We start from the raw sequence: 25,300 nt of genomic DNA on the forward strand, positions 1-25,300 counted from the left end.
CCCCAAACCAAAAATCGCTAGGACCAAATTCGCATGACAGACCAGGACGCCGGGCAGGCCAGACTCTCACCCCGGCAAATCATCACGGCAATGAGCGGACTGGTCATCGCCATGCTGCTGGCCCAGTTGGACAACATGATCGTGGCACCGGCGCTGCCAACCATCGTGGGTGAACTGGGTGGAATGGACCACCTCGCCTGGGTCACCACGGGTTATGTCCTGGCATCGACGGTGGCCACTCCCATCTGGGGCAAGCTTGGCGATATCTTCGGGCACCGCCGCACGTTCATGGCCTCGATCGTGGTCTTCCTGGCCGGTTCCGCCCTCTGCGGAGTAAGCCAGGACATGACCGGGCTCATCGGGTTCCGGGCCTTCCAGGGCCTGGGTGCCGGCGGCCTGATGGTGGGCATCATGGCGGCGATCGGGCTGATGGTGCCGCCGCGGGAACGCGGCAAGTACCAGGGCATCATGATGGCCGTCATGCCCCTGGCCATGATTGGCGGCCCACTGCTGGGTGGTTTCATCACCGACAACGCCTCCTGGCGCTGGGCGTTCTACGTCAACCTTCCCCTGGGCCTCCTTTCCCTGGTGGTCTGCTGGTTCACCCTCAAGCTGCCCCGCCGGGAGCGGACCGCCAAAGTCCGCATCGACTGGTGGGGATCCGCCGTCCTGACGGCCTGGATCACCGCACTGGTGCTGATGCTGAGCTGGGGCGGAAGCCAGTACCAGTGGAACTCACCCGAAATCATCGGCCTTGGTGCCGTGGCCGCCGTCGGCCTGGTGCTTTTCCTCTTTATCGAACGGCGCGCGGCAGAGCCAGTCATTCCGTTGCGCCTGTTCAGCAGCCGGAACTTCTCGCTCGCCAACGCGCTGGGCTTTATCGTGGGCTTCGCGATGTTCGGCGGCATCACGTTCCTGCCCCAGTTCCAGCAGTACGTCCAGGGCCAGTCGGCCACCAGCAGCGGACTGCTCCTGATGCCAATGATGATTGCGGCCATGGTGGTGTCGCTGGGCGGCGGCCTGGTGGTCAGCCGGACCGGCCGCTACCGGGCACTGCCCATCATCGGGTCGGCGCTGATGGCCACGGGCCTGTTCCTGTTCTCCACCATGGGCCTTGCCACTCCGGCGTGGCAGTCCGGCGTCTACATGGCCGTCCTTGGGGCAGGGATGGGCTGCATGATGCAGACCACCAACCTCATCGCGCAAAACAGTGTCCACATCCGTGACATCGGTGCCGCCACCGGCACCACCACCTTCGCCCGCAACATGGGCGGTTCCCTGGGAATCTCGGTCCTTGGCTCCATCTACGCGGGCCGGCTTTCCGACGCCATGGGCGGCGGCGGGCTGCACCAGAGCGGGCAGATCACCCCGGCCGCGCTCCAGTCCCTCCCGCAGGCGGTCCGGGACCTGTTCAAGACGGCTGTGACCGACGGCATCCAGTCCGTCTTCTTCTGGGCATCCCTGGTGGCGGCGGCAGGCTTTGTCCTGGCCCTGTTCATCCGGCACGTCCCGCTGCGCGGGCATGCACCCTCTCCTGCCACGGCGGCCGAACAGACGGCTGAAGAACTTGCTGTCTGACGGTAAGGTGGCCGGGTGATCGCTGCCGTAGCCGGAGCGGCCGCACTGGCCGCCTTGCCCGCTGTCCGGGACCCCGCATGGTCTGTCGGGCCGCACTTTGTCGGGCTCAAAATTGGGCTCGTCCTCCTGGCCATCGTGCTGGTCCTGCGTGTCCGCAGGCGGATCCTGGTGCGGCTCCGGGGCCTGGGGTGGCGCCGGACGGCGATCGCCAGCGGCGCTGCGGCAGTGCTGTTCTACGCCGTCTGGATCTTCTATCTGAGCGGCACCATGCCGTCCGTGACGGTCGCCTACAACTGGAGTACTGCGTGGCTCGCCCTGGACGGGTTCGAAGCCCTCGCCGCATTGCTGACGGCGGTGTTCCTCTTCAGGGGCAGCATTTATGCGGCGCTTACCGCGGCCGCGTTCTCAACGAGCCTGTGCATCGATGCGCTCTTCGACGTGACAACCGCTGCCCAGGGGCCGCCGCTGGTAACCGCCATCCTGGAAGCTGCCCTTGTTGAGCTGCCCTTCGCCGCCATTTCCGGGATGCTGGCCATCAAGCTCCTCACGGCGGGCAGGCCCCAGCAGGATGCACAATCCGCAGAAAGCCGCAGCGCCTGAATCACCGCCGGCCTCGAAGGAGGCACTGGCAAGCCCTCCCATAAACCCCCGTGCCCGCATAGCGTGAAGGCATGGTTATGGAACTGAAACTCAACAACGGCGTCACCATGCCCGCGCTCGGCCTGGGCGTCTTCCAGAGTCCGCCGGAAGAGACGACGGCGGCCGTCCAGACAGCGCTCGAGGTGGGCTACCGGCATATTGACACCGCCGCCGCGTACGGCAACGAGCGCGAGGTGGGCGAAGGGATCCGCCGCTCCGCCCTGGACCGGTCCGACGTGTTCATCGAAACGAAGGTCTGGGTCAGCGACTACGGCTACGACGAGGCCCTGCACGCGTGGGACAAGGCCGTGGGCAAGCTGGGCGTGGAGCAACTGGACCTGCTCATCCTGCACCAGCCCGCGCCGGACCGGTTCGACAAGACGGTTGCGGCGTACAAGGCCCTGGAGACCCTGCTCAAGGACGGACGGGTGCGGGCCATCGGCGTCAGCAACTTCATGCCGCACCACCTGCAGCAGCTGCTCGCGGAAACCAGCGTGGTCCCGGCCGTCAACCAGATCGAACTGCACCCGTATTTCCAGCAGGCGGCTGTCCAGACGATTGATGAAGACCACGGCATCCTCACCCAGGCCTGGTCGCCGATCGGCGGCATCACCTTCTACCCGGGCTGGGGCGAGAACCGGAAGAACGTCATGCGGGACCCGGCGATTGCCGCCGTCGCGCAGGCCCACGGCAAGACGCCCGCCCAGGTGATGCTGCGCTGGCACCTGCAGCAGGGCCGCTCCGCCATCCCCAAGTCCACCAACCCGGGCCGGATCGCGGAGAACTTCGACGTGTTCGACTTCGAGCTGACTGCGGACGAACTCACCGCCATCGATGCCCTGGACAGCGGCGTCCGCAGCGGCCCGGACCCGGACGTTGCCCGCCCCGAGCGGTTCGCCATGGTCATCCCGGAAGCCTAAGGAGAAATGATGGAATACCGCCCGCTTGGCCGCACCGGCGTCCAAGTCAGCCCCCTCTGCCTCGGCGCCATGATGTTCGGCCCCTGGGGCAACGACGACCGCGCCGACGCCACCCGCATCATCCACCGCGCCCTGGACGCCGGCATCAATTTCGTCGACACCGCGGACGTCTACTCCGCCGGAGTGTCGGAGGAAATCGTCGGCGAGGCGCTTGCCGGGAAGCGCGACGACGTCTTCCTGGCCACCAAGTTCTTCATGCCCATGGACGAAAAGGACCCCAACCAGAGCGGTGGCTCCCGCCGCTGGATCATCCGCGAGGTGGAGAACTCGCTCCGCCGGCTGAACACCGATTACATCGACCTCTACCAGGTGCACCGCCCCAGCCCGGACACCGACGTGGAGGAAACGCTTGGCGCGCTTACCGACCTGGTCCGCCAGGGCAAGGTCCGCTACATCGGATCCTCGTCCTACTCCGGTTCGCAGATCGTGGAGGCGCAGTGGGCATCCCGCGAGCGCAACCTCGAGCGGTTCGTCACCGAGCAGCCGCCGTACTCCATCCTGACCCGCGGCATCGAGGAGGACGTCCTGCCCACGGTCCAGCGGCACGGCATGGGGACGCTGACCTACAGCCCGCTGGCCGGCGGCTGGCTCTCCGGGCGGTGGCGGAAGGATTCTGCCTCCCGGCCCACCTCGAGTGCCCGGCCCAGCGCCCGGTTCGACATGAGCCAGCCGGCCAACCAGCGCAAGCTGGACATCGTGGAGGAGCTGGCGCAGGTGGCCGAATGGGCCGGCGTCACTCTCATCGAGATGGCCATCGCGTTCGTCATCAACCACCCCGGCGTTACCTCGGCCATCGTGGGTCCGCGCACCATGGAGCAGCTGGAGTCCTACCTCCCGGCCGCGGACACCGTCCTGGCCCCCGAGGTGCTGGACCGCATCGACCAGCTGGTGGCCCCCGGCGTCACGGTCAACCCGGACGACAACAGCTACGGCGCCCACGAACTCACGGAACACGCACGACGGCGGCAGCGGGCTTAGGCGCCCGCCGTCGCCTTGCTACCCACTCCCCTATGAAAGGAAAACCCATGGCAACGTGGCTCATCACAGGCTGCTCCACCGGACTTGGCCGCGCACTCGCTGAAGCCGTGCTCGCGTCCGGGCACAACGCCGTCGTCACCGCCCGGAAGGTGGAGACCGTCCAGGACATTACCGCCGGTTTCCCGGACACAGCCCTGCCACTACCCCTGGACGTGACGGACAAGGCGCAGATCAGCGCGGCCGTGAAGCAGGCGGAAGAGAAGTTCGGCAGCATCGACGTGCTGGTGAACAACGCCGGCTACGGCTACCGGGCCGCCGTGGAGGAAGCGGACGACGCCGACATCCGCCGCCTCTTCGACACCAACTTCTTCGGCGCGGTGGACATGATCAAGGCCGTGTTGCCCGGCATGCGCACCAACAAGGAAGGGTCCATCCTGAACATCTCGTCCATCGGTGCGCGGATCACCCCGGCCGGTTCCGGCTACTACGCGGCCACCAAGGCGGCGCTGGAGGGCATGTCCGGTTCGCTGCGCAACGAGCTGAAGCCGCTGGGCATCAACGTGACCGCCATCGAACCGGGCGGCTTCCGCACCGACTTCGCCGGCCGCTCGCTCACGCAGTCGGCCACCGCCATCGGGGACTACGCGGATACCGCCGGCAAGCGCCGCAAGGAACACGACACCGCGCACGGCAACCAGCCCGGTGACCCGGACAAGGCAGCCAGGGCGATCATCGCCGTCGTCGAATCCCCCAACCCGCCGGCCCTGCTGGTCCTGGGGACCGATGCGTTCGGTGCCTTCGGCAAGGTGGCGGACGCGCAGCGCGCCGAGCTGGAGCAGTGGCAGGAGCTCAGCACGGGCACCGACATCACCGACTGACACCGTCCGGCGACGCGCAAGTGCATTTTCGCGGCGCACATTCCATATCGCAGCCCAAATTTGCGCAGCGGTATGGAGGATGCGCGTCGGGAGTGAATATGCGCGTCGCCAGCCGGATCCAGGGGGACCTCGGACTCAAGGAACCAAAATTGCGTAGCCAATACCCATGACATGGCGGCCGCCTGGTGCGAGAGTGGATTCCTAACGTTCCATCACGTCGCTGGAGGAACCAGCATGGCAGCAAAACGGCGCCGCTCGGGAGGCAAGGGCGGCGGCACTATGGGGTGTGCCCCCTTCCTCGTCCTCATCGTCATCGCCCTCATCATCCAATACTGGTGGGTCCTGCTTATTGCCTTGGGCGCGGTTGCCATGACCGTGGCGCTCGTCCGCTCCACGAAAGCCCCGGCACGTCCAGCCAGAGTTCCCCTGCCACGGCCGCAACCCGCTGTGGCCCCGCCCCGCCCCGTCCTCGGCGGTGACGACCTGACGGCCCACGTGCGCGCGGCCAAACGGGCGGGCCGGGTACGTGACATGCAGGAGTGGGACTACGAGTGGATCCGGCTGAGCCACCCCGGAAAGAGCCTGCACGAAGTCAACAGCATCGCGAACACCCATTTCGCCCGGGGCCGCTCCATCGGTATCAACTCCGGGGACCCGTCGCTGGGCTGAATTCCCGGTTGCCGGCCGGCGATGGTGGCCGCGCAGCCACGGCTTAGCGACGCGCCAATGCATTTCCGGGGCGCACATTCCACAGCGAAGCCGACATTTGCGCAGCACAGCGGAGGATGCGCGTCGAAAATGATTAGGCGCATCGCAAGCCGACCACGCCAGTCCCGCCGTGCCCCGCTACGGGTTCGCAGCCCCTCCGGTGCGGCCGTGCTCGAGTCCGGTGGGGAACCCGATGGTCACGGAAACCGGCGCCGGGGCGGAGCAGCAGGCCTCTACGGCAGCGTCACCGGCGTCCCCGGGAATGCTCGTGGAGCACACCCCTGTTTCCGGCAGTTCGAGTTCGACGGCGTCCGCGGCTTCGGTGTCGCCGGCCAGGGCGGCGGCGATGGAGCGGACCTGCTCGTACCCGGTGGCCATGAGGAACGTGGGCGCGCGGCCGTAGGACTTCATGCCCGCCAGGTAGAAGTCCTTCTCCGGCTGCTCGAGGATCCGTGCGCCGTGGGCCGGGACGGTGCCGCAGCTGTGGAAGTCCGGATCGATCAGCGGGCCCAACGCCTTGGGGGCGTCCACTGCGGGGTCCAGGTCCAGCCGCAGCTCCGACAGCATGGCCAGGTCCGGCCGGAATCCGGTGGCGGGAATGAGGCGGTCCACCGATACGGACCGGCCGTCCGCGGCGTGCACGGTGACGGAGTCGCCATGGGTTTCGAGGGAAGCAGTGTGGAAGTTGGTCAGGAGCTGGACTGCCCCGGTGTCGACAGCGGTGCGGAGCCGGGCTCCGAGCTGGCCGCGGGCGGGCAGCTGGTCGGCGTCGCCCCCGCCATAGGCCCGGGCGGGGGTGGCGGCGCGGATTGCCCACAGGACCTCGGTGCCGGGGTTGGCGCGGGCCACCCGGGCCAGGTCAAGGACCATGTTGGCGGCCGAGTGTCCGGAACCGATGACCAGGGTGCGGCGGCCGGCGAAACCACCGGCGGAAACGTCCGGCAGCGGACCGGTGACCAGCCCGGCAGCCCGGGCCTCAGACTCCCCCGGAACCGCCAGACCGGATGATCCCAGCGGCGCCGGCGTGCTCCACGTTCCGGAGGTATCGATGACGGCGCGGGCCAGCACCTCGGTGACCTCGCCGCCGTCGTGCCCTATGCGCAGGAGGAACGGCATCTGGTCGCGGCCCTGGCTGCGGCCCTTGTCCATGCCCTGCCGGGTGACGGCGAGAACCCGTGACCCGGTCCTGATCCGGTCCTTGAGTTCGGGGGTGGCGGCCAGCGGTTCCAGGTACTCGGAGACGATCTGGGAGCCGTATGGCAGTGCGGTGGGCCGGGGCGCTTCCCAGCCGTTGCGCTCCAGCAGCCGCACCGAGGCGGGGTCCAGGTTGTATTTCCAGGTGGAGAACACGCGGACGTGCCCCCATTGCCGGATGGCAGCCCCAACGGCCGGGCCGGCCTCGAGGACTAGCGGTTCCAGCCCGCGTTCCAGCAGGTGCGCGGCCGCGGCGAGGCCCACGGGTCCGGCGCCGATCACGGCAACCGGCAGGGACTCCTTGGATGTCATGGTGTCCGCCTTTCAGCTCTCGACGGGGACAAGGGAGGCGATGAGGGCTTCGACGCGGGCCTTGATCTGGTCGCGGATGGGCCGGACCGACTCCACACCCTTGCCGGCCGGGTCTTCCAGGACCCAGTCCTCATAGCGCTTGCCCGGGAAGTACGGGCATTCGTCGCCGCAGCCCATGGTGATCACCACGTCCGAGTCCTTGACGGCCTCGGTGGTGAGGATCTTGGGGATCTCCGCGGACATGTCGATGCCCACCTCGGCCATGGCCTCGACGGCGGCGGGGTTGACCTTGTCCGCCGGCTGCGAGCCCGCGGAGCGGACCTCGATGGCGCCCTTCGAAAGGCTGGTGAGGAACGCGGCGGCCATCTGGGAGCGGCCGGCATTGTGGACGCAGACGAACAGGACGGAGGGCTTCTGGCTCATGAGAGCACCTTTCGGTCAGACGGGACGACGGCGGGAGTTGCGAGGGTTGGGTAAAGGAACCGGACCAGGAGGTACCCGGCGGCGCCGCCAAGCAGCTGCGCCAGGATGAAGGCAGGGGCCGACGGCGGTGCGATGCCGGCAAAGGTGTCCGTGACCGTCCGGGCGATAGTCACCGCGGGGTTGGCAAAACTCGTGGAGCTGGTGAACCAGTATGCGGCCGTGATGTAGCCGCCCACCGCGAACGCCACCCGATCAGCGCGGCCCGAGCGGACGGTGCCGAAGATGACCACCAGCAGCCCCACGGTGGCGATGACCTCAGCCAGCCACAGCGCGGGACCACTGCGTTGGTGGGTGGAGAACGTGACGGCGTCCAGCCCGAACATCAGGTTCGCCGCGACGGTACCGGCCAACCCGCCCAGGACCTGTGCGGCGATGAGGGCCCCGGCGGTGGTGGTATCGATCATCCCCAGCGCCCTTTCCACCAGGGTCACCACGGGATTAAATGACGCAGAGACTGGCTGCAGGGCCACAATCAGCGCCACCAGCGCCGCACCCGTGGCGAGGCTGTTCTGCAAAAGCTGCAGCCCGGCGTCGTCCGGTGACAGCCGTGAGGCCATGACGCCGGAGCCCACCACGGCCATGACCAGGAACGCGGTGCCGGTGAATTCGGCGGCGGCGCGGCGGCCCGGCACTCTCACTGGGCCTGCCCGCCGATCAGTGCGGCCAGGTTCTGCAGCGCCCCGGTCCGGGCGCGGTAGTAGACCCAGACGCCGCGCTTCTCCCGGTCCAGCAGCCCGGCCTCGTGGAGGACCTTCAGATGGTGGCTGATGGTGGGCTGGGACAGCTCGAACGCATCGTTAAGGTCGCAGACGCAGGCTTCACCGCCCTCATGCGAGGCCACCATGGACATCAGCCGCAGCCGGACCGGATCGGCCAGGGCCTTGAGCAGCGGGGCAATGCCTTCCGCCTCCGATTCGGACAGGGGTTCCCGGGCCAGCGGCGGGCAGCAGGCCACAGCTTCAACCGGGGTCAGCTCCAAAGACATAGACACACGTAAATATTTACACCTATCTATGTCTTTGGCAATCCACAGATATTCCGCAGTCAACCCCGTTTCTTGCAGCCGCCCATGGGAGGACAAATAGGATGGCCCCTACAGCTATTGGCCGGCAGATGAAGGGCACCCCATGATCGAGATCCTGACCCCCGCTGAAGTGGACCTCGCGCGGGAAACCGGTGCCCTGGTGGCCGACATCCTGCAGGCGATGAAGAGCCGCGCCACCGTGGGGACCAACCTCCTGGACATCGACCAGTGGACCAAGGAGATGATCACCGAGGCGGGGGCTGAATCCTGCTACGTGGACTACGCGCCGTCGTTCGGCCGCGGCCCTTTCGGCCACTACATCTGCACGGGCGTCAACGATGCCGTGCTGCACGGACTGCCCCACAACTACGAACTGGCCGACGGCGACCTGCTGACCCTGGACCTCGCCGTCGTCAGGAACGGGGTAGCCGCGGACGCAGCCATCAGCTTCCTCGTGGGGGAATCACGGCCGGCGGAGAGCGTGGCGATGATCGAAACCACCGAACGGGCCCTCGCCGCAGGGATCGCCGCCGCCGGTCCGAATGCCAAGATCGGGGACATCTCCTACGCCATCGGCCGCGTCCTCACCGATGCGGGCTACCCCATCAACACGCAGTTCGGCGGCCACGGCATCGGCTCCACCATGCACCAGGACCCGCACGTGCCCAACATGGGACGCCCCGGGCGGGGTTTCAAGCTCCGCCCCGGCCTGCTGCTGGCGTTGGAGCCCTGGATCATGAAGGACACGGCAGAACTGGTGACCGACGACGACGGCTGGACGCTGAGGAGCGCCACGGGCTGCAGGACGGCGCACACGGAGCACACCATCGCCATTACGGAGAACGGCGCCGAGATCCTGACCCTGCCCTCGCGGTAACGACCGGCGCTCACAGATCGGTGAGTCCGATCCCCTGGCCGTCAAGGGTCGTAAGGAGGAGCCCATGATCCCGCTTATGCTGATCCTGCTCGCAGCGGTCCTTTCGGGGCTTGCGGTGGCAGCCGTCGCGAAGTTCGTCCACTGGCCAACTGCCCCGCTGGCCGTGGGCGCCTCCGGCACATTCGTTGCAGTACTGGTATGGCGGCTGTTGGCGAACTTATGGGCATTGAACGAAGACTTCATGCCGTTGGTCAGCATAGGCGACACCGGGTGCCTGGTTGCCGGCGGCCTGGCGCCGGCCCTGGCAGCGTCCGCCGCCCGACCGTTGCCGCGAAAAGTCCTGGTGACCGTTGCAGGCGCCGTCGTGGCCTTTGCCGTGAACGTCGTGGTCCTATGACGGGCAGGAAATCAATCGTGCCGGGTTCCTGCACCCGCCGCGGCCGGGCCGGTCTCGCGATACCGGCCGCCTTGGCCGCACTGGTACTGGCTGCTTGCTCCGGCCCCGGCCCCGCAGCCGTTTCCGCCTTGCCGCTGAAGCAGGTGCAGGACCTGAAATTGCCCGGCGGCCCGACCCGGCTGGACTACCAGTCCATTGACCCGACCAACCGCATGCTGTACATCGCCCACCTGGGCGACGGAACGGTTGAAGCCGTGGACCTGGACAAGGCCGCGGTAGCCGGCAGCGTCCCCGGGATCGCCTCGGCCCACGGTGTGATGGTGGCCGCTGACCGGCACTTGCTCCTGGCCGCCGCCTCGGGCACCAATGAACTCGCATTCGTGGACACGGATACCCTGCAGGTCACTGGCCGGGTGAAATCCGGGGACCTTCCGGACGGGATCGCCTACGACCCGGCCCACGGCAAGGCCTTTGTCTCAAACGAGCATGACCACGTCCTGACCGTCATCGACGTCGCAACCGGAAAGGACATGCCATCTGTCGAGGTAGGCGGCGAAACCGGAAACGTCATTTATGACCCTGGCTCGGGGAAAGTGTTCGTGAACGCCCAAAGCACAGGCGAACTGCTCGTCATCGATCCCGCCACCGACGCCGTCACCGACCGGATCAGGGTCGACGGGTGCGACGGGAACCACGGCCTTTACATCGACGGAATGAGCCAGCTGGCCTTCATTGCCTGCGAAGGCAACGCCAAACTCTATGTCCTAGACCTCCGCAGCAAGCAAGCCGCAGCCCACTTCGATACCGGCGACGCCCCGGACGTACTGGCCTTCGACGTCGGCCTGCACCGGCTCTATCTCGCCGCCGAAGACGGCACCGTGAGCATCTTCGACGAACACGACCGGACGCTGGCACCTGTAGCCTCGGCCAAGTTGGCGGACCATGCGCACACCGTGGCCGTCGACCAGGCTAGCCACAAGGTGTACTTCCCACTCCAGGACATCAACGGCCACCCGGTCCTTCGCATCATGGAACCCACCACGTGAACAACACGACGGGCGCGGGCGGCGAAGCCTCCGGCGGGGACATCCCGTTCCGGAAGTTCCTCCTCTACTTCCTGCACCTGGGCGTCACCGGGTTCGGCGGTCCGATCGCCACTGTGGGATACATGCAGCGGGACCTTGTCGAGCGGCGGGCCTGGATCGACCGGCAGGAATTCCTTGACGGTGTGGCCCTCGGGCAGGCCATGCCCGGCCCGCTGGCCGCCCAGGTAGCCATGTGGATTGGATACCTCCAACGCGGCGCCTGGGGCGCCTTCGCAGTCGCTGCCGTGTTTGTCGGCCCCGCTTTCGTGATGGTCATCGCCGCCGGCGCGCTCTACACCCTTTACTCGGGCGCAGGCATCGTCCAGGCTCTTTTCTACGGCATCGCCCCAGCCGTAATGGCGATCATCCTCATCGCTGCCTATAAACTCCTCAGGCTCACCGACCGCGGCGACTGGCGGCTCTGGGCAATCAGCGCCGCCGTCTTCTCCGTCACCGCGTTAACAGGCTCCGAACCCATCCCCTTGATCATGGGAGCCGGGCTGGCCATCCTCTTCCTCGATGCCCCGCCGGACTGGCGAAAGCGCAGGAAAAACGACGCCACCGGCACCGGACCGCCGGAGCCGCCCTCTTCACACGGCAATATATTGGTCCCCGCCCTGGCCACCGCGCCCATGGCAGCCCTGGGCACTGGCGGGGCCGCCCCGCTGATACCGCTGGGGCTGTTCTTCCTGCAAACGGGGGCGCTGGTCTTCGGCTCCGGCCTGGCGATCGTCCCGTTGCTGCGTGACGGAGTGGTCGACCAACATCACTGGCTGGACCAGGCCCAGTTCCTGGACGCCGTTGCCATAGGCCTCATCACCCCGGGCCCCGTCGTTATCACTGCAGGGTTCATTGGCTATCTCATCGCTGGGTTTCCCGGCGCGTTCGTCGCCACGGTCGCCATCTTTGCCCCGATCTACCTCGCCGTCGTCCTCCTCGGAAGATGGTTTGTCCGCCACCGCGGAAACACCCGCCTCCGGGCTTTCGTTGCCGGGGCCACCGCCGCCGCGGCAGGCGCACTCGCAGGCGCTGTGGTTGTCCTTACTCGTGAAGCGGTTACGGACCCGGTCACCGCTTCCATCGGTCTCGTCACCCTGGGAGTTCTCTGGCGGTCCAAAATTCCCGAGCCCTGGATCGTCCTCTCGGCGGGCGTCCTGGGTCTGGGACTTCACCTCCTGCACTGAGAGACGGTTTGTGCCCACCGCCGCTCCGACGGGGGGCCGCAGCCGTTTCCGCGCTATTCAGTCCCGCCATGGTGCCGCGGCACTCCGGGGCGTCCCTGCCGGTGGGACAGGTCAGCCCTTCACGAGCTGGGAAGGTTTAATCGCGCTGACCATAGCGGGGTAGTAGCCGTCTGAGTATCCGTCAGCGGTCGGGTGGAAGTTGAACTGCGTGTAGGGGCCGAGGTTGAACCAGGAGCCCGAGGAACCGATCTCGTGGCCATCGAATTTGGGGGCGACATCCACGAACTGCGCGCCGGCGCCCCGTGCCTTATCCGCGAGGACCGCGTTGAGCTGGTCCGTGCCCTGGTCGAAGACCGCTGCGGCCGCCGCGGACATGACACCGCCGCCGGCGATGACTGTGGTGGATTCCCCGGCCGTCGCAAACAGTCGGGGGTACCCGAGCCAGACGATCTTGGCATTTGCCGCGTACCCGCGGATTGTTTGGACCGTCCCGGCGACAGCGACGTTGTTCGCGAGGTCGATCCCATAGGCTGCGGCCGCCTGGCACCCGGTAGCCTCCGCCGACGTGTCTGCGGCGCATGCTGCGATGATCTGGCCGAAATTGACATCGTTTCCGCCGGCTGTAAGGGTCACCAGCCCTGTGGTGCTGTTGAGCACACCGTCAAGGGACGCCTTGGCCGCCTGCTGGGCGATGGTGGGAATACCCGAGGTTGTTGTTCCGACAGTCGCGCCTGCACACGCATAGTCACCGGTGAGGGCCACCGATTGGAGCTGGTCGAACAACGCCACGTCGGCAGGGCCGCCGCGCAGGCAGGCCGGGCTGCCGAACGCCGGATTGACGGCGGCGGTCGGCGCCAACGAGCCCCAGCCGCTTGAGTAGGAGTCCCCCAGATTGACGTATTGGACGGGGTCCTGTGCGGCGAAAGCCGGCGCGGACGCCCCTGGGAGGATAAGGGCTGCTGCGGCGGCGGAAGCGGCTGCACTGCGGCGCAGGGCTGCGGGGAACTGCATGATGTGCTCCGTACTGTCCTCGGGTAAACGTTTCCCATGACGCTAGGGCCTGGCCCGGACGCCCCAACAGGGTCCTTGGACTCTGACAAGGCAGGAGCTACTCAGTGCCCGCCACATGGCTGCGGCGCTCCAGGAGCAGCGTGTCCTGCCAGTGCCCGGCCTTTGGCCCGTGGCTGATCCGGGCAATCCGCTCCCTGGTTCCCACCACCCGGAATCCCAGTTTTTGATGCAGCGCCAGGCTCGCCGTGTTCTCCGGGAAAATGCTCGACTGGATGGTCCAGATCCCTGCCGCCTCCGTGGACCCGATGAGGGCGCCCAGCAGGATCCGGCCCACGCCGCGCCCATGCGTCTCCGGCGCCACATAGATGGAGTGTTCCACGACGCCCCGGTACACCTCGCGGTACGACACACGGGTCACCGCGGCCCATCCCAGAACCTGGCCACCCTCCTCGGCGATGAGCCGGTGTTCAGCCAGCCGGCCGCCGTCGAACGCCTCCCAGGTGGGCGGCTCGCTCTCGAAGGTTGCCTCCCCCGTGGCGATCCCGGCAGCGTAGATCGCGTGGACGGCTTCCCAGTCGTCGGGGCACATGGGGCGGATGGTCACGGGGCGGCGCATGGATCCCATTATGGTGCCGCAGCCGCGTTCCTCCCTCCCGGGGCGCCGCGGTGCGGGGGTGTAAATAATCCGTCAATTAATCGCCCCGCCCACCCCGATCAGGCCCGCGCGGCCCTTTGATTGAGGCAAAGGCAGCATGGGTGGAGGCGGGAGCGACGATGCGGTGGGATGAGGCGCCGGAGGACCGTGGCACGGTCAAGTTTGCCGCGGTAGCCGTGGCCGTGGAGGGCTACGGCGGCCGCGGACTGAACGGCCGTGCCCTGCAGTCGGCCACCGGCTACCTCTTCCCGGACCAGGACGGCGAGACGTGGTGGGTCATCTTCCAGCCCTGGCCGGCGGCCGGCCCGCAGGGGCACAAAGTTCCCGGCGACATCCTGGCCTGCAATGATTCCTACGGCGACATGGTGCATGTGGTGGTGCTGGCGGCGGGTGTACGGGAGGACGACGCCGAGGCAGCCTTTCGCACGGACGTCCCGTTGACGCTCGCGGACGCCGCCCGGGTGGCCGCCGGTCAGCCGACGTGGACCCAGGGCCGCTGGGTGACGTTCGGGACGGCTTCGCGCAGGACTTCCCGGGTCACGGGCGCAATCTCGCCCTCGCCGAGGAACAAGAAGCGCAGGAGGTTGGTGATGGGGTTGCCTTCCGTCCAGCGGAAGTAGATGTGCGGCATCAGCCCGGTCACGTCCCGGATGTGCAGCAGCACGGAGGCGATGGTGTTCGGAACCACCGGTCCGTGCACTTCGAGGACGCGGTAGCCGTGGCGGTTAACACCGTGGACGAACAGTTCGGTTTCGAAGTCGGAGGAATCGTCCACCACCACTTCGAGGAACAGGGCCTCCCCGGCCAGCGGCAGGTGACTTACCTCGATGGCCGATTCGAGTTTGTCCCGGTACGCTTCCGCGGTCATCCGCAGCGGTTCGTGGGCGATGATCGCGATGGGCCCGTCCAGGGTGCTGGACATGAATTCCAGCGCCTGCTGGTCCAGGTGCACCCGGGTGGCATGCAGCTCAAAGGAACGCCGCACCCGTGACAGCAGCGAGATGACGATGATGCCCAGGATGAAGATCGCGGCGATCCTGATGCCTTCCGGGCGTTCAAAGATGTTGGCCACCGTGGTGTAGGCGAAGACCACGGAGATGGCGCCGAAGCCGAAGGTGAGGTTCCGTTGCCTGCGCCGGCGGGCTGACAGCGTCACGGCCACCGCGGCGGACGTCATCAGCACCAGCACGCCGGTGGCGTACGCACCGCCCTGGGCGTCGACGTCGGCGTTGAAGATGAAGGTGATCGCAAAGCCGATCAGGGTGAAGACCAGCACCAGGGGCCGGACAGCTTTGGCCCATCCGGGGGCCATGCCGTAGCGCGGCAGGTACCGGGGAACCAGGTTCAGCAGGCCAGCCATGGCCGAGGCACCGGCAAACCAGAGGATGCCGATGGTGCTGATGTCGTACACGCTGCCGAAACCCACGCCCAGGTATTCGTGCGCCAGGTAGGCCAGGGCGCGGCCGTTGGCCTGGCCGCCGGGCTGGAATTCCTGCTCCGGGATCAGGACGACTGTAATGAAGCTGGTGGTCAGCAGGAACACGCTCATGATCACAGCGGCGGTGGTGAGCATCCGCCGGGCTCCGCGGATGCGGCCTGCCGGATTTTCTTCGGTGTCGTCCTCGGCTCCCTTGACCTGCGGCATCACGGCGACGCCGGTCTCAAAGCCGGACAGGCCAAGGGCCAGCTTGGGGAACACCAGCAGCGCGATGGCCACCGCCATCACGGGGTTCCCGTGCGATACCCACAAGTTGGTCCACCAGTCCCCCATGGCTGCGGGGTGGGAGAGCACCTGCCCCAGGGTGGCAACCACCACCACGGCATTTAGGGCCAGGTACAGGACCACCAGGACCACGGCGACGCCGATCGCTTCCTTGAATCCCCGCAGGAACACGGCCGCCAGCAGCGCCAGCAGGAACAGCGTGACGGGGACGTTCTGGTCCTGGAGCCACCCCGGAGCGACGGGGTTGCCGAGCAGGTGCGCGCTGGCGTCGGCTGCCGAAAGCGTCATGGTGATCATGAAGTCGGTGGCGGCGAACCCGAGCAGGACCAGGACCAGGAGCTTGCCGCCCCAGCGGGGAAGGAGCCGTTCCAGCATGGCGATGGAGCCTTCACCACGGGGGCTTTCCCCTGCAACGCGCCGGTAGACCGGGAGTGCCCCGAGCAGGGTCACGGCCACCAGCACCAGGGTGGCCAGCGGCGAGATCACGCCTGCGGCGAGCGCGGCAATGGCGGGCTGGTAGCCCAACGTGGAGAAGTAGTCCACGCCCGTGAGGCACATGACCTGCCACCACGCGTGCTTCTTTTCATGGCTGGTGGGCACACCCCCGGGTCCGGGGTGCGCACCCTTGCTGTCCTGCAGCCCGAACAGCAGCCAGTCCTTCAAGGCCTTCTGGCCGCGCGCGTGCGGCGCCGATGGATCTGCCGGGGGCCTGCTTAACGTGGTCATGTCCGCCTTCCCGCGCTGCCCTCTGCAACGCGACCACTGCCGAAGCTAGCACCGGCGAAAAGGCCCGACCTGCGTAAAGGGCCTTTATTGACGAATCCTTTACGCGTGATTCACGACGGCGGCCGCCGCCCCAGGTGCCCCGCCCGCCGCCGAACCGATGTGCGCAAACCGCTACGGGAGGGGGCAGGCCTCGTCGACCAGCCGCCGGGCAAGGGCCAGGGCGCGCCGCCCGTACGTGCCGCCGTCGAGCACGGCCGCCGTGGCGTAGGCGCCGTTGAGGACAATCAGCAGCTCCTCGGCGAGCTGGTCCGGGGAGTCGGCCCCGGCGTCGGCCGCGAGCGAACGGAACCAGTCGCGCACCTGCTGCTTATGGCCCACCGCTGCCATGTGGGCGGGATGCCGGCCGTCCGGGAACTCGGTATTGGTGTTCAGCATCGGGCAGCCGCGGTAGGTTTCCCCGGCGCAGTCCGTGGCGAGTACCTCGAAGACGGCCAGTATCTTCTCCCGCGGTCCGGGCTGGCCGCCGGCGGCCTGGAGCATACGTTCAAACCATGCCTCGGCCCGGCCTTCCACGTAGGCAGTGGCGAGGGCGTCCTTGGTGGGGAACTGCCGGTAGACGGTGGCGTTGCCCACCCCGCACTCCTTGACCACGGCATCCATCCCCACGGCCCTAATGCCCTGCTGGTAGAACAGCCGGGTGGCCACGTCAAGAACATTGCGCCGGTTTTCCTCGCCCGTCCTGCGCACCACAAAAACCACACTCCTTCGAAACTTCCCGCATCCTGCATCCCCTCCAGTTTGACAGACGGAACGATCCGTCACAAAGTATGAGAACGATCCGTCACAAACTGGACGGGTCCGAAGACCACAAGGAGCATCCATGAATACCGCCGTCCTCGGAACCGGCATCGTCGGCCGGACCATCGCAGCGCGTCTCGCCGAACTCGGCCATTCCGTCACCATCGGCACCCGGGACCCCGAGGCCACCCTCGCCCGCACCGAGCCCGACGCCATGGGCACTCCCCCGTTCGCGGCCTGGGCCGCCGGGAACCCTGGTATCACCGTCGCCGGTTTCGCCGATGCGGCGGCCGGTGCTGAACTCGTTGTCAATGCAACCAACGGCGGCGCCTCCCTGGACGTCCTCTCGGCGGCCGGCGCCGGCAACCTGGACGGCAAGGTCATCCTCGACATCGCCAACCCGCTCGACTTCAGCAAGGGCATGCCGCCCACCCTGTTCGTCAAGGACACGGACTCGCTCGGCGAGCAGATCCAGCGCGCCTTCCGGGGGGCGCGGGTGGTGAAGGCGCTGAACACGCTCAACGCGGACCTTATGGCACGGCCGGCGCAGCTCGCCGACCCCGGCACTGTCTTCGTTTCCGGCAACGACGCGGACGCCAAGAACACCGTCACAGCGCTCCTGAAGGACTTCGGACACCAGGACGTCATCGACCTCGGCGACATCACCACCGCCCGGGGCACCGAAATGCTCCTGCCGGTATGGCTGCGCCTTTGGGGCGCGCTGGGCACCCCTTCCTTCAACTTCAAGATCGTCCGCTGACACCGGTCCAGCCGGGGACTCCCGGATTTTGGCGGCTCACGGTTCGAAGCGGTAGCCCATCCCGGCTTCCGTGAGCAGGTGGCGCGGCCGTGCCGGATCAGCCTCCAGCTTGCGGCGCAGCTGTCCCATGTAGACGCGGAGGTAATGGGTCTCGTTGTCGTAGCCGGGACCCCAAATTTTGGCGAGCATCTGCTGCTGGGTGATCAGCCGCCCGGGGTTCTTCACCAACAGCTGGAGGATGGCCCACTCGCGAGGCGTGAGCCGGACCGGGGCGCCGTCGCGGGTCACCTTCCGGTTGGCCAGGTCCACCTCGAAGTCCCCCGCATCGACGGCGGGACCAGGGTCGGGGGCTTCAGGGGCGACGCTCCGCCGCCCCGCCACGCGCAGCCTGGCCAGCAGTTCGTCCAGCCCGAACGGCTTGGTCACGTAGTCATCGGCCCCGGCATCCAGGGCACGGACCTTGTCCACGGAGCCGTGCCTTGCGGAGAGCACGATGATTGGCGTGCTGCTGGTCCGGCGGATCCTGGTGATCACGTCCACCCCGTTGATGTCCGGCAGGCCCAGGTCAAGGACGATGACATCGGGATGCCCGCCCTCCGCGTGCTTCAGGGCGGTGGCCCCGTCCAGGGCCGTCAGCACCTGGTAGCCCTCGGCCTGCAGGTTGACCTGCAGGGCCCGCAGCAGCTGCGGCTCGTCGTCGACGATCAGAACAGTTCTCATACTTTTTTACTGCCTGCTTCCCGGCGAAAGCCTGATGCGTAGTGGCCGGTGGAAAGCGGCAGCCGGATGACCATGGTCAGGCCGCCGCCGGGGGTCGGCTCGGGTACCAGCTGGCCACCCATGGCCTCCGTGAAACCTTTCGCCACGGCCAGGCCAAGCCCGATGCCCAGCCCGTCCGGAGCATCGTCGAGTCGCTGGAACGGCTGGAACATTTCCACGACGGCGGCAGCGGGCACACCCGCGCCGTGATCGACGATCCGCAATTCGCCAAAGGGCGTGGCGCCGTCGTCCCCTGCGTTCGCCACGCCGGTTACCCCCACGATGACCACATCGGAACCCGGGGCATACTTGAGCGCATTTTCCACGATGTTGGCGATGACCCTCTCCAGCATTCCCAGGTCAGCCTCGACGGCCGGCAGGTTGGGGGCGAGCTCCACCCGGATGTGCTCCGTGGGAATGCCGCGCAGCGCGTCCTCGATGGCATCGCGCCACGTGACCGGTGCCAGGTGCGGCGCGGCGGAACCGCTGGAAACCCGGGACATGTCCAGGAGATTGGAGATGAGTGCCTCCAGGCGCTCCGAGTAGGACTCGATGGTGGCCAGCATCTCGGCCTGCACCTCCGCCGGCAGCCTCCGCTTTTGACGGCGGAGTGCGGTCACGGCGAGCTTGATCCCGGCCAGCGGGGTGCGCAGGTCATGGCTGACCGCGTTGAGGATCGCAGTGCGGACGCTGTTGCCCTCCGCCATCTTCGTGGTGCTCTTCAGCCTGCGCTGCAGGATGTCGTGCTGCCGCAGCAGCAGGAGATGGGCGCCGTGGGCCGTAAGGAGGAGCCTGTCCCCGGACGTCAGCGTGCGGCCGGAAAGGACCAGGGCGGTGCGTGGATCGGCCAGTTCCACGTTGTCCGTCACCGCGGAGGCCCTGTCCGGGGAAGGTGGCGCCGCGTCCCCGGAATAGGCCTGCAGTTCCCACCCCGCCTGCCTGTCGTCGGAGCGGGTGAAGAGGCCGGCGGCCCGGACCTGGAAGGTTTCGCGGGCCTTGTCCAGGAATCCCGCCACGGTATCGTCGGCCAGCAGGGCGTCCCTGGCCAGGTCCGCCAGGGTGGCGGCTTCGGCACGGGAACGGCTGGCGTCCTGCGCCCGCCGTTCCGACAGGCCCACCACCAGTGACACCGCAACCCCGGCGCCAAGGAATACCAACAGGGCAAAGACGTTCTGCGGGTCGCTGATGTCCAGCGTGCCCACAGGGTCCGTTTCAAAGTAGTTGAGCAGCAGCGAGGCCAGGACTGCGGCGAGCACGGCCGGCCACAGCCCGCCAATGAACGCCACCGCCAGTACACCGGTCAGGTGGACCAGCGCCTGGGTGGCGAGGTTCAGTTCCTGGCCCAGCGACAGCACCGCGGTTGCCAGGACGGGAAGGATTACAGCGAGGATGTAGCCGGCCACGGTGCGGGCACGGCCCAGCGCGGCGGGCGCTTTGCGGGGCAGCCCGCGCCCGGACTGCGGATGGGAAACCAGGTGCACGTCGATGTCCCCGGATTCCCGCACCACCTTGGACGCCACGCCCATCCCCAGGATGCGGCTCCACAGGCGCCCGGGTGACGCGCCGATGACGATCTGCGTTGCGTTGGTGCTCCGGGCGAACTCCAGCAGTGATTGCGCCGGGTCATCTCCGGAGACCGTGTGGCACGTGCCGCCGAGGTCAGTGATGAGCCGCCGCTGCGCATCCATCCCCTGTTCGGAAGCCCCTCTCCGGGCCCGGGTGCCGCGCACATGGACGGCCAGGAGTTCACTGCCGTTCGCCTTGGACAGGATCCGGGCTGCACGACGGATAAGCACCTCGTCTTCCGGGCTACCGGCAAGCCCCACCACCACCCGCTCACGCGTGGGCCAGGTGGCGGTGATTCCCTGGCTTTCCCGGTAGGCAGCCAGGCCTTCATCCACCCGGTCAGCGAGCCAGATCAGGGCGATCTCGCGCAGCGCGAAGAGATTGCCCAGCCGGTATTCATTGGCCAGGGCGGCGTCAACCTTGTGTTCCGGAAAGACCTTGCCTTCCGCGACCCGTTGGCGCAGGAGTGCCGGGGAGATGTCCACGAGTTCGATGTGGTCGGCCCGCCGGACAATCTCATCCGGCACCGTCGCCTGCGCCGCTTCGTCGGTGATCGCGGCGACGGCATCCCTGAGCGACGCCAGCTGCTGCACGCAAAGGGTGGACAGCACGTCGATACCGGCGGCCAGCAACTCCTCGATGTCCTGCCAGCGCTGGCTGTTCCTGCTGCCCGGGCTGTTGGCGTGGGCGTAGTCATCCACTACGGCCACGTCCGGCCGCCGGTCCAGCAGCGCCCCGGCATCCAGCTCATCGGCCTGCGCTCCGGCGGCGGTCTGCACGCGGCGCGGCGCCACGGCGTGGAGCCCTTCAAGGAGCTGTTGCGTTTCGGGGCGCCCACGAGTGGCGGCAATACCGACGGCGACATTCCTGCCGCCGGCCTGCAGCCGGCAGGCTTCCCGCAGCGCGGCGTACGTGGTTCCGGCCCCGGGCGCCGCGCCCAGGAAGATCCGAAGCGTTCCACGTCCCATACCCACAGTCTTATCCCCTCCTGCCGCGGGAACAAACCCTGGTCCCTGGCCGGCTACTCGACCCAGCGGAGCAGCCACACCGTTGCCCCTGCCGGCAGGTACCCGTCCCTGATGGGGCTGCTGCTGATCACGATGATTCCCTCCGGCACCGGTACTCGCGAGGCGCCCATGTTGGTGACGCAGTGCCATCCATATGGACGGCTGAAATGCAGGAGTGCCGGGTTCACGGAATCCTCCCAGTGGATGTACTCGAAAGACTCAAGTTCGGCCCGCCATTCCAAGGCCGCGCGAAGGAACCGGGCCCGGCCGCCGTCATGGTTTGCCTGGAGCCATTCGGGGCATCCCGTCCCCGGGATTGCCAGGGCGAGGAGCACGGCGGAGCGGAACTGCTGTTCCGCCTTGCTTTCCTGGTTTCCGCGGCGGTGACGGTGGTGCCTGATTGTGGGTATGGCGGTAGAAGGCAAGTGGTGCTCTTTTCTGTGCCGGCACGTCCGGCAGCTGCTGGGCGGGGTACCCGGTTAGGTTTTCGTAGCGGGTCAGCTCAGTGACCGCTGGATGGCCAGGCAGGCTGCGCCTTTGCCCCAGAGGTCCGCGTCCGGGGCGGCGACCTTGAGCCGCGGCAGGAAGTCCTCGCCTTCGAACGCATACTCCTTAAGCGAGGCCGTCAGACCCTCCCCCAGCAGGTCGTAGGCCGCGGAGCCCTCGCCAGTTATGACGATCAATTCCGGGGCGGCGAGGTTGCAGACCACCGCCAGCCCGCGTCCGATCCAGCCACCGGCAGCGGCGAAAGCTGACCGCGCGCCGGCCGACGGGCTGCCCGAGCCGGTCCGCGCCAGTTCCATGGCAGCATCCACGTCGGTGGCACCGGCGGCGGACGCGATGGCCGCATCCCCTGCAAGCGCCTCCAGGCAGCCACGCCTGCCACAACTGCAGAGCGGACCGTCCGGAACCAGCGGGATGTGGCCCAGTTCCCCCGCGGTTCCGTGCGCGCCGCCGTAGACCTTGCCATCGATCACCAGGCCCAGGCCAACTCCCGGGCCCAGGGTGACGACCGCAAAGTTGCGGGCGTTCCTGCCGTCGCCGAAGAGGTGCTCGGCGACGGCAAGGGCATTGACGTCGTTATGGACGGTGACGGGAAGCGCTGTCAGTTCGGCCAGGGGCTTCGCAACGTCCACCCCGCGCCAGCCGAGGATTGGGGAATAACGGCACGTTCCGGCATCGGGGTCCACGTGCCCGCTGACGGCCACCCCTACGCCAAGGGCTTTCTCCCGGGCGCCCGGAACGGACGTGAGCAGTCGGTCAACGAGGGCCGCCACCGCGCGGAACGTGTCCACCGGATCCAGGGGGACATCTATGTCCTCGCCCCTGGCCAGCACGTTGGCTCCGAGGTCGGTGACAACGCCGGAGATGACCCGCGGTCCGATTTTGATGCCGACGGCCGTGTGCTTGCCGGCGACCACTTCGAGGAGCCGCTCCGGGCGGCCCCGTCCGCTGGGTGCGGTGGGCGCCTCGACAACGTAGCCCTGGTCCACCAGGGGGCGGAGGGTCCGCGCGATGGTGGACGGGTCCAGGGACGCCTGCCTGGCGAGCTCCACCCTGGAGATGGGTGCGTGCCGCAGCACCAGGGAAAACAGTCCTGACCGGTGCGGATCCTTAAGGGCGGGGACGCCGAAGGCCTGCTTCCGTGTGCTCACATGTCCAACTCTATCCAGTTGAGGTTGATGGCTCCCTCGTCTGTGACGCCCCTGCCGACGGTGATCAGGTTGAGGCCGGCCTCAAGCTTGATGGCACCTTCCGCTACGCCCCAGGTATCCCACGAGGCGAGCGCCGGGAAGCTCATGCGCACCGGCCCGTCCACCACCATGCGGTTGGCCTTTTCTGCAGTGACCGTCATGGTGCTGGTGTCCCCTGTCGCGTTGGCGTACCGGTAGCGGATGGCGTAGCTGCCGCGGTGCGGAACCTGGACGGCGAAAGTGACCAGCGGGTCCGCGCTGCCGCTGGTGGCCTGGAGTCCGTCCACGAAGCCGCTGCCGTCGTACCCGGGGTGGTCGTTGTTGAAGCCCGCCCCGCCGCCCCATGCCGCGAAGGCAGCGGGGTAGCGCGTTGTGCCGTGTCCCCTCGGCGGGGTTACCCGGAAGATGGCAGAGGCATGCGGGGCCAGCACTGCGCTGACCTTCGAGTCCATGCCCAGGTTCCGGTGCGCCCAGAGGTCACGGATGTTGGCGCCGGTGGCCAATCCGAGGTCCGCCGCGAAGTCAATGGTCCGGGTGACGGTGTCGGTGTCGCCGCGGTTGAACAGGGCCACGCCCCAGGAACCGTCCGGGAGCTGACCGGCCCAGCGTTCGGTGTCACGGGAGCCGGGGTCCACTGAGAACGGGGTGGCCGACTTGTAAACGGGCTTGCCCACCAGGCCGTCCTCGTTCAGCTGGAGAACTTCCTTATTGGTGTACACCCACCCGTTCTTTCCAATCTGCTGGTAGGTATCTCCGATAGCCAGGGGCGATCCGGCTGCCACCATCAGGTTCACCATGGTCTTGCGCTCGTCATCGCTGGCAAAAGTGCTGGCCCGCATGAAGTCCCCGTCCAGGATGAGTTGCCCCCTGCCGTTCCGGTGCGACCAGCCGGTAAATCCGCAGAATGGGTTGGCCCAGTTCGGCCAGGTGTCCTGCCAGTTCTGGCGCATCCCGCTCAGCCGGTCCCAGCCGCCTTTATCCGCGTCGGCATTGATCCGGACCAGGTCCCCGTTGGCGAGTTCCGCCGCCCCGTTGACGAACATGTGTGGCATGACCAAGGAAACTTCCATGTCATCGCCTGCGGCTTCGTTGATCCAGGACAGTGCCAGCTCGTAGTTTGCCCGGCCGTGGGGTGCATTGACCTGGCCGATGTTCGCGTCCATGCCGTTCTCGTACCAGGAGAGGAAGTCAATCCGCAGGTAAGGAACACCCAGGTCCTTGAAGTACCGGACGTAGCCCTGCACGTATTCCTTGGCGCCGGCTTTGGTGACGTCCAGCCAGTAAAGCTGGTTTCCGCCAATGTCGCGGGCAAAGAAGTCCCCTGGCGCCACCAGGTCCGCGATCTTGACGTCGGAACGCCCCAGAACCGTTTTCGACGTATCCTCAACGGCGGCCCGGTGGACCCACAGCGGGTTGTAGTAGACACCCAGCTTCATGGAACGGTCCGCCAGGTACTTCGCCCAGTAGGCCCAGTCGTTTTGCCAGGAGTCGTTGTAGCTGGTGATGTAGCCGTTCCTGGTGGTGCGGCTGGAGCCTTCGATCCAGCCGTCGGTGCAGGCAATGTCGTATCCGAACTCCGCGAAGTTTGCGGCCAGCCAGTCGATGTTGGCCTTCCACTCGCTCTCGGGGATGGGTGCGTTGTGGGGGAAAGAGTACCCGTAGATGTTCCAGTACCGGGGGCCTGCACCACTGCGGGTGAAAGTGCTGTTGCGGCTGCCTAAGCGCAGCGCCGGAGCGCTGGTGACCGGCTCCCCTGCCCGGGCAGTAACAGCGGGGGAAGCATGGGCAGGTGAGGCCATCCCCAGGGCGTACGCCAAGGTGGTGACACTTCCGGTGGCAAGCACGGTGCGGCGGGACAGGTTCTTCATTGATCGGTCCTTTGAGTAGGGGGGCTGGAAGCACTCAAAAGTATTCACCGGCTATATTCGTGCGTCAAGCATTTAATTCGTCGTGACGCTCCGGCACCCTCTGTAGGCCCGGCCAGAAAGGGACTACGATGGCTCCACCGCAGCCCCAACCACGTGGGCCACGGCGAACAGCCAGCCGACATCGAAAGGAAACCGGCACCATGGCGGACACTCCCAACCCGATCCAGATCCAGAAATTCCTGGGCGGCATCGACTACCCGGCCAAGCGCGAGGACCTGCTGTCCCGCGCCAAGGACTCCGGCGCCGACCAGAACGTGATGGACGCCCTCGAGGCCCTTCCCGACCGGGAGTATGACAGCCCGACGGCAGTCAGCTCGGCGATTTCGGACAGCAACTCCTAGCCCGGCGTCCTGCGG

25 protein-coding genes are annotated in these 25,300 nt (G+C 67.3%); 12 read left to right on the forward strand and 13 right to left on the reverse strand.

Annotation, left to right across the window (positions count from 1 at the left end):
* Positions 1-33: 33 nt before the first annotated feature.
* The 6 genes from J2X98_RS17090 to J2X98_RS17115 all read left to right on the forward strand — a co-directional run bounded on the left by J2X98_RS17090 (position 34) and on the right by J2X98_RS17115 (position 5,722).
* Positions 34-1,578: an MDR family MFS transporter gene (locus tag J2X98_RS17090; RefSeq protein ID WP_307310556.1), complete on the forward strand. Its 1,545-nt coding sequence runs from the start codon at positions 34-36 to the stop codon at positions 1,576-1,578.
* Between the two features lie 15 nt (positions 1,579-1,593).
* Complete coding sequence (locus tag J2X98_RS17095) at positions 1,594-2,178, forward strand: hypothetical protein (RefSeq protein ID WP_141940359.1); 585 nt, start codon at positions 1,594-1,596, stop codon at positions 2,176-2,178.
* 77 nt (positions 2,179-2,255) lie between these two features.
* Positions 2,256-3,137, forward strand: coding sequence for an aldo/keto reductase (locus tag J2X98_RS17100; protein WP_141940358.1), 882 nt, complete (start codon positions 2,256-2,258; stop codon positions 3,135-3,137).
* A gap of 9 nt (positions 3,138-3,146) precedes the next feature.
* Positions 3,147-4,175: an aldo/keto reductase gene (locus J2X98_RS17105; protein WP_307310688.1), complete on the forward strand. Its 1,029-nt coding sequence runs from the start codon at positions 3,147-3,149 to the stop codon at positions 4,173-4,175.
* Positions 4,176-4,222: 47 nt separating this feature from the next.
* Positions 4,223-5,053, forward strand: a complete 831-nt coding sequence (locus J2X98_RS17110) for an oxidoreductase (RefSeq protein WP_307310559.1) — start codon at positions 4,223-4,225, stop codon at positions 5,051-5,053.
* A gap of 234 nt (positions 5,054-5,287) precedes the next feature.
* Entirely contained in the window at positions 5,288-5,722 is a 435-nt protein-coding gene (locus J2X98_RS17115; protein WP_307310561.1) for a hypothetical protein, read from the forward strand.
* Positions 5,723-5,899: 177 nt separating this feature from the next.
* Here J2X98_RS17115 and J2X98_RS17120 read toward each other — a convergent pair whose 3' ends face one another.
* From J2X98_RS17120 to J2X98_RS17135, 4 genes are read right to left on the reverse strand one after another with little or no spacing between them, the layout of a single operon-like run.
* Positions 5,900-7,267 carry an FAD-dependent oxidoreductase gene (locus J2X98_RS17120; protein ID WP_307310564.1) on the reverse strand — a complete coding sequence of 456 codons (1,368 nt, stop codon included), beginning with the start codon at positions 7,265-7,267 and terminating at the stop codon, positions 5,900-5,902.
* Between the two features lie 12 nt (positions 7,268-7,279).
* Positions 7,280-7,690 carry an arsenate reductase ArsC gene (locus tag J2X98_RS17125; protein ID WP_307310567.1) on the reverse strand — a complete coding sequence of 137 codons (411 nt, stop codon included), beginning with the start codon at positions 7,688-7,690 and terminating at the stop codon, positions 7,280-7,282.
* On the reverse strand, positions 7,687-8,388 hold the full coding sequence (locus J2X98_RS17130; protein ID WP_307310569.1) for an aquaporin: 702 nt from the start codon (positions 8,386-8,388) through the stop codon (positions 7,687-7,689). Before J2X98_RS17130 ends, J2X98_RS17125 begins: the two co-directional genes overlap by 4 nt.
* Positions 8,385-8,735 (reverse strand): ArsR/SmtB family transcription factor, encoded by a 351-nt coding sequence (locus J2X98_RS17135; protein ID WP_307310570.1) that lies wholly within the window; start codon positions 8,733-8,735, stop codon positions 8,385-8,387. The genes J2X98_RS17130 and J2X98_RS17135 overlap by 4 nt, the downstream gene beginning before the upstream one ends.
* 142 nt (positions 8,736-8,877) lie before the next feature.
* Here J2X98_RS17135 and map point away from each other — a divergent pair, with 142 nt between their 5' ends.
* From map to chrA, 4 genes are all read left to right on the forward strand, one after another.
* Positions 8,878-9,651: a type I methionyl aminopeptidase gene (map, locus tag J2X98_RS17140; protein ID WP_141940350.1), complete on the forward strand. Its 774-nt coding sequence runs from the start codon at positions 8,878-8,880 to the stop codon at positions 9,649-9,651.
* Positions 9,652-9,715: 64 nt separating this feature from the next.
* Positions 9,716-10,048, forward strand: a complete 333-nt coding sequence (locus J2X98_RS17145) for a hypothetical protein (protein ID WP_307310575.1) — start codon at positions 9,716-9,718, stop codon at positions 10,046-10,048.
* Positions 10,049-10,065: 17 nt separating this feature from the next.
* Positions 10,066-11,094, forward strand: coding sequence for a YncE family protein (locus J2X98_RS17150; protein WP_307310579.1), 1,029 nt, complete (start codon positions 10,066-10,068; stop codon positions 11,092-11,094).
* On the forward strand, positions 11,091-12,317 hold the full coding sequence (chrA, locus tag J2X98_RS17155; RefSeq protein WP_307310582.1) for a chromate efflux transporter: 1,227 nt from the start codon (positions 11,091-11,093) through the stop codon (positions 12,315-12,317). Before J2X98_RS17150 ends, chrA begins: the two co-directional genes overlap by 4 nt.
* A 111-nt stretch (positions 12,318-12,428) precedes the next feature.
* Here the strand turns inward: chrA and J2X98_RS17160 are convergent, their stop codons facing one another.
* From J2X98_RS17160 to J2X98_RS17175, 4 genes are all read right to left on the reverse strand, one after another.
* The gene (locus tag J2X98_RS17160) at positions 12,429-13,328 is read right to left on the reverse strand and encodes an SGNH/GDSL hydrolase family protein (RefSeq protein WP_307310585.1); all 900 of its coding nucleotides are present in this window, start codon (positions 13,326-13,328) and stop codon (positions 12,429-12,431) included.
* 97 nt (positions 13,329-13,425) lie between these two features.
* Complete coding sequence (locus J2X98_RS17165; protein WP_307310589.1) at positions 13,426-13,944, reverse strand: GNAT family N-acetyltransferase; 519 nt, start codon at positions 13,942-13,944, stop codon at positions 13,426-13,428.
* A 511-nt stretch (positions 13,945-14,455) separates the two neighbouring features.
* Positions 14,456-16,432, reverse strand: coding sequence for an amino acid transporter (locus tag J2X98_RS17170; protein ID WP_141940344.1), 1,977 nt, complete (start codon positions 16,430-16,432; stop codon positions 14,456-14,458).
* 171 nt (positions 16,433-16,603) lie between these two features.
* Positions 16,604-17,182 (reverse strand): TetR/AcrR family transcriptional regulator, encoded by a 579-nt coding sequence (locus J2X98_RS17175; RefSeq protein WP_307310593.1) that lies wholly within the window; start codon positions 17,180-17,182, stop codon positions 16,604-16,606.
* A gap of 130 nt (positions 17,183-17,312) precedes the next feature.
* On the opposite strand from J2X98_RS17175, the gene J2X98_RS17180 reads away from it, so the two are divergent.
* Positions 17,313-17,990, forward strand: coding sequence for an NADPH-dependent F420 reductase (locus J2X98_RS17180; protein WP_307310596.1), 678 nt, complete (start codon positions 17,313-17,315; stop codon positions 17,988-17,990).
* Between the two features lie 36 nt (positions 17,991-18,026).
* Here the strand turns inward: J2X98_RS17180 and J2X98_RS17185 are convergent, their stop codons facing one another.
* The 5 genes from J2X98_RS17185 to J2X98_RS17205 all read right to left on the reverse strand — a co-directional run bounded on the left by J2X98_RS17185 (position 18,027) and on the right by J2X98_RS17205 (position 24,884).
* A complete protein-coding gene (locus tag J2X98_RS17185; protein WP_307310598.1) occupies positions 18,027-18,710 on the reverse strand; it encodes a response regulator in 684 nt (227 codons plus the stop codon).
* Positions 18,707-21,283, reverse strand: a complete 2,577-nt coding sequence (locus tag J2X98_RS17190; RefSeq protein ID WP_307310601.1) for a DUF4118 domain-containing protein — start codon at positions 21,281-21,283, stop codon at positions 18,707-18,709. Before J2X98_RS17190 ends, J2X98_RS17185 begins: the two co-directional genes overlap by 4 nt.
* A gap of 53 nt (positions 21,284-21,336) precedes the next feature.
* Positions 21,337-21,747 (reverse strand): hypothetical protein, encoded by a 411-nt coding sequence (locus tag J2X98_RS17195; RefSeq protein WP_307310603.1) that lies wholly within the window; start codon positions 21,745-21,747, stop codon positions 21,337-21,339.
* Positions 21,748-21,819: 72 nt separating this feature from the next.
* Positions 21,820-22,977 carry an ROK family transcriptional regulator gene (locus tag J2X98_RS17200; RefSeq protein WP_307310606.1) on the reverse strand — a complete coding sequence of 386 codons (1,158 nt, stop codon included), beginning with the start codon at positions 22,975-22,977 and terminating at the stop codon, positions 21,820-21,822.
* The gene (locus J2X98_RS17205) at positions 22,974-24,884 is read right to left on the reverse strand and encodes a CBM35 domain-containing protein (RefSeq protein WP_307310609.1); all 1,911 of its coding nucleotides are present in this window, start codon (positions 24,882-24,884) and stop codon (positions 22,974-22,976) included. The genes J2X98_RS17200 and J2X98_RS17205 overlap by 4 nt, the downstream gene beginning before the upstream one ends.
* A 200-nt stretch (positions 24,885-25,084) precedes the next feature.
* Between J2X98_RS17205 and J2X98_RS17210 the strand changes: the two genes are divergently transcribed.
* On the forward strand, positions 25,085-25,285 hold the full coding sequence (locus J2X98_RS17210; RefSeq protein ID WP_141940339.1) for a DUF2795 domain-containing protein: 201 nt from the start codon (positions 25,085-25,087) through the stop codon (positions 25,283-25,285).
* Positions 25,286-25,300: the final 15 nt, after the last annotated feature.

Origin of the sequence: Pseudarthrobacter enclensis (assembly GCF_030811655.1) — a bacterium.
Taxonomy (GTDB): domain Bacteria; phylum Actinomycetota; class Actinomycetes; order Actinomycetales; family Micrococcaceae; genus Arthrobacter; species Arthrobacter enclensis_A.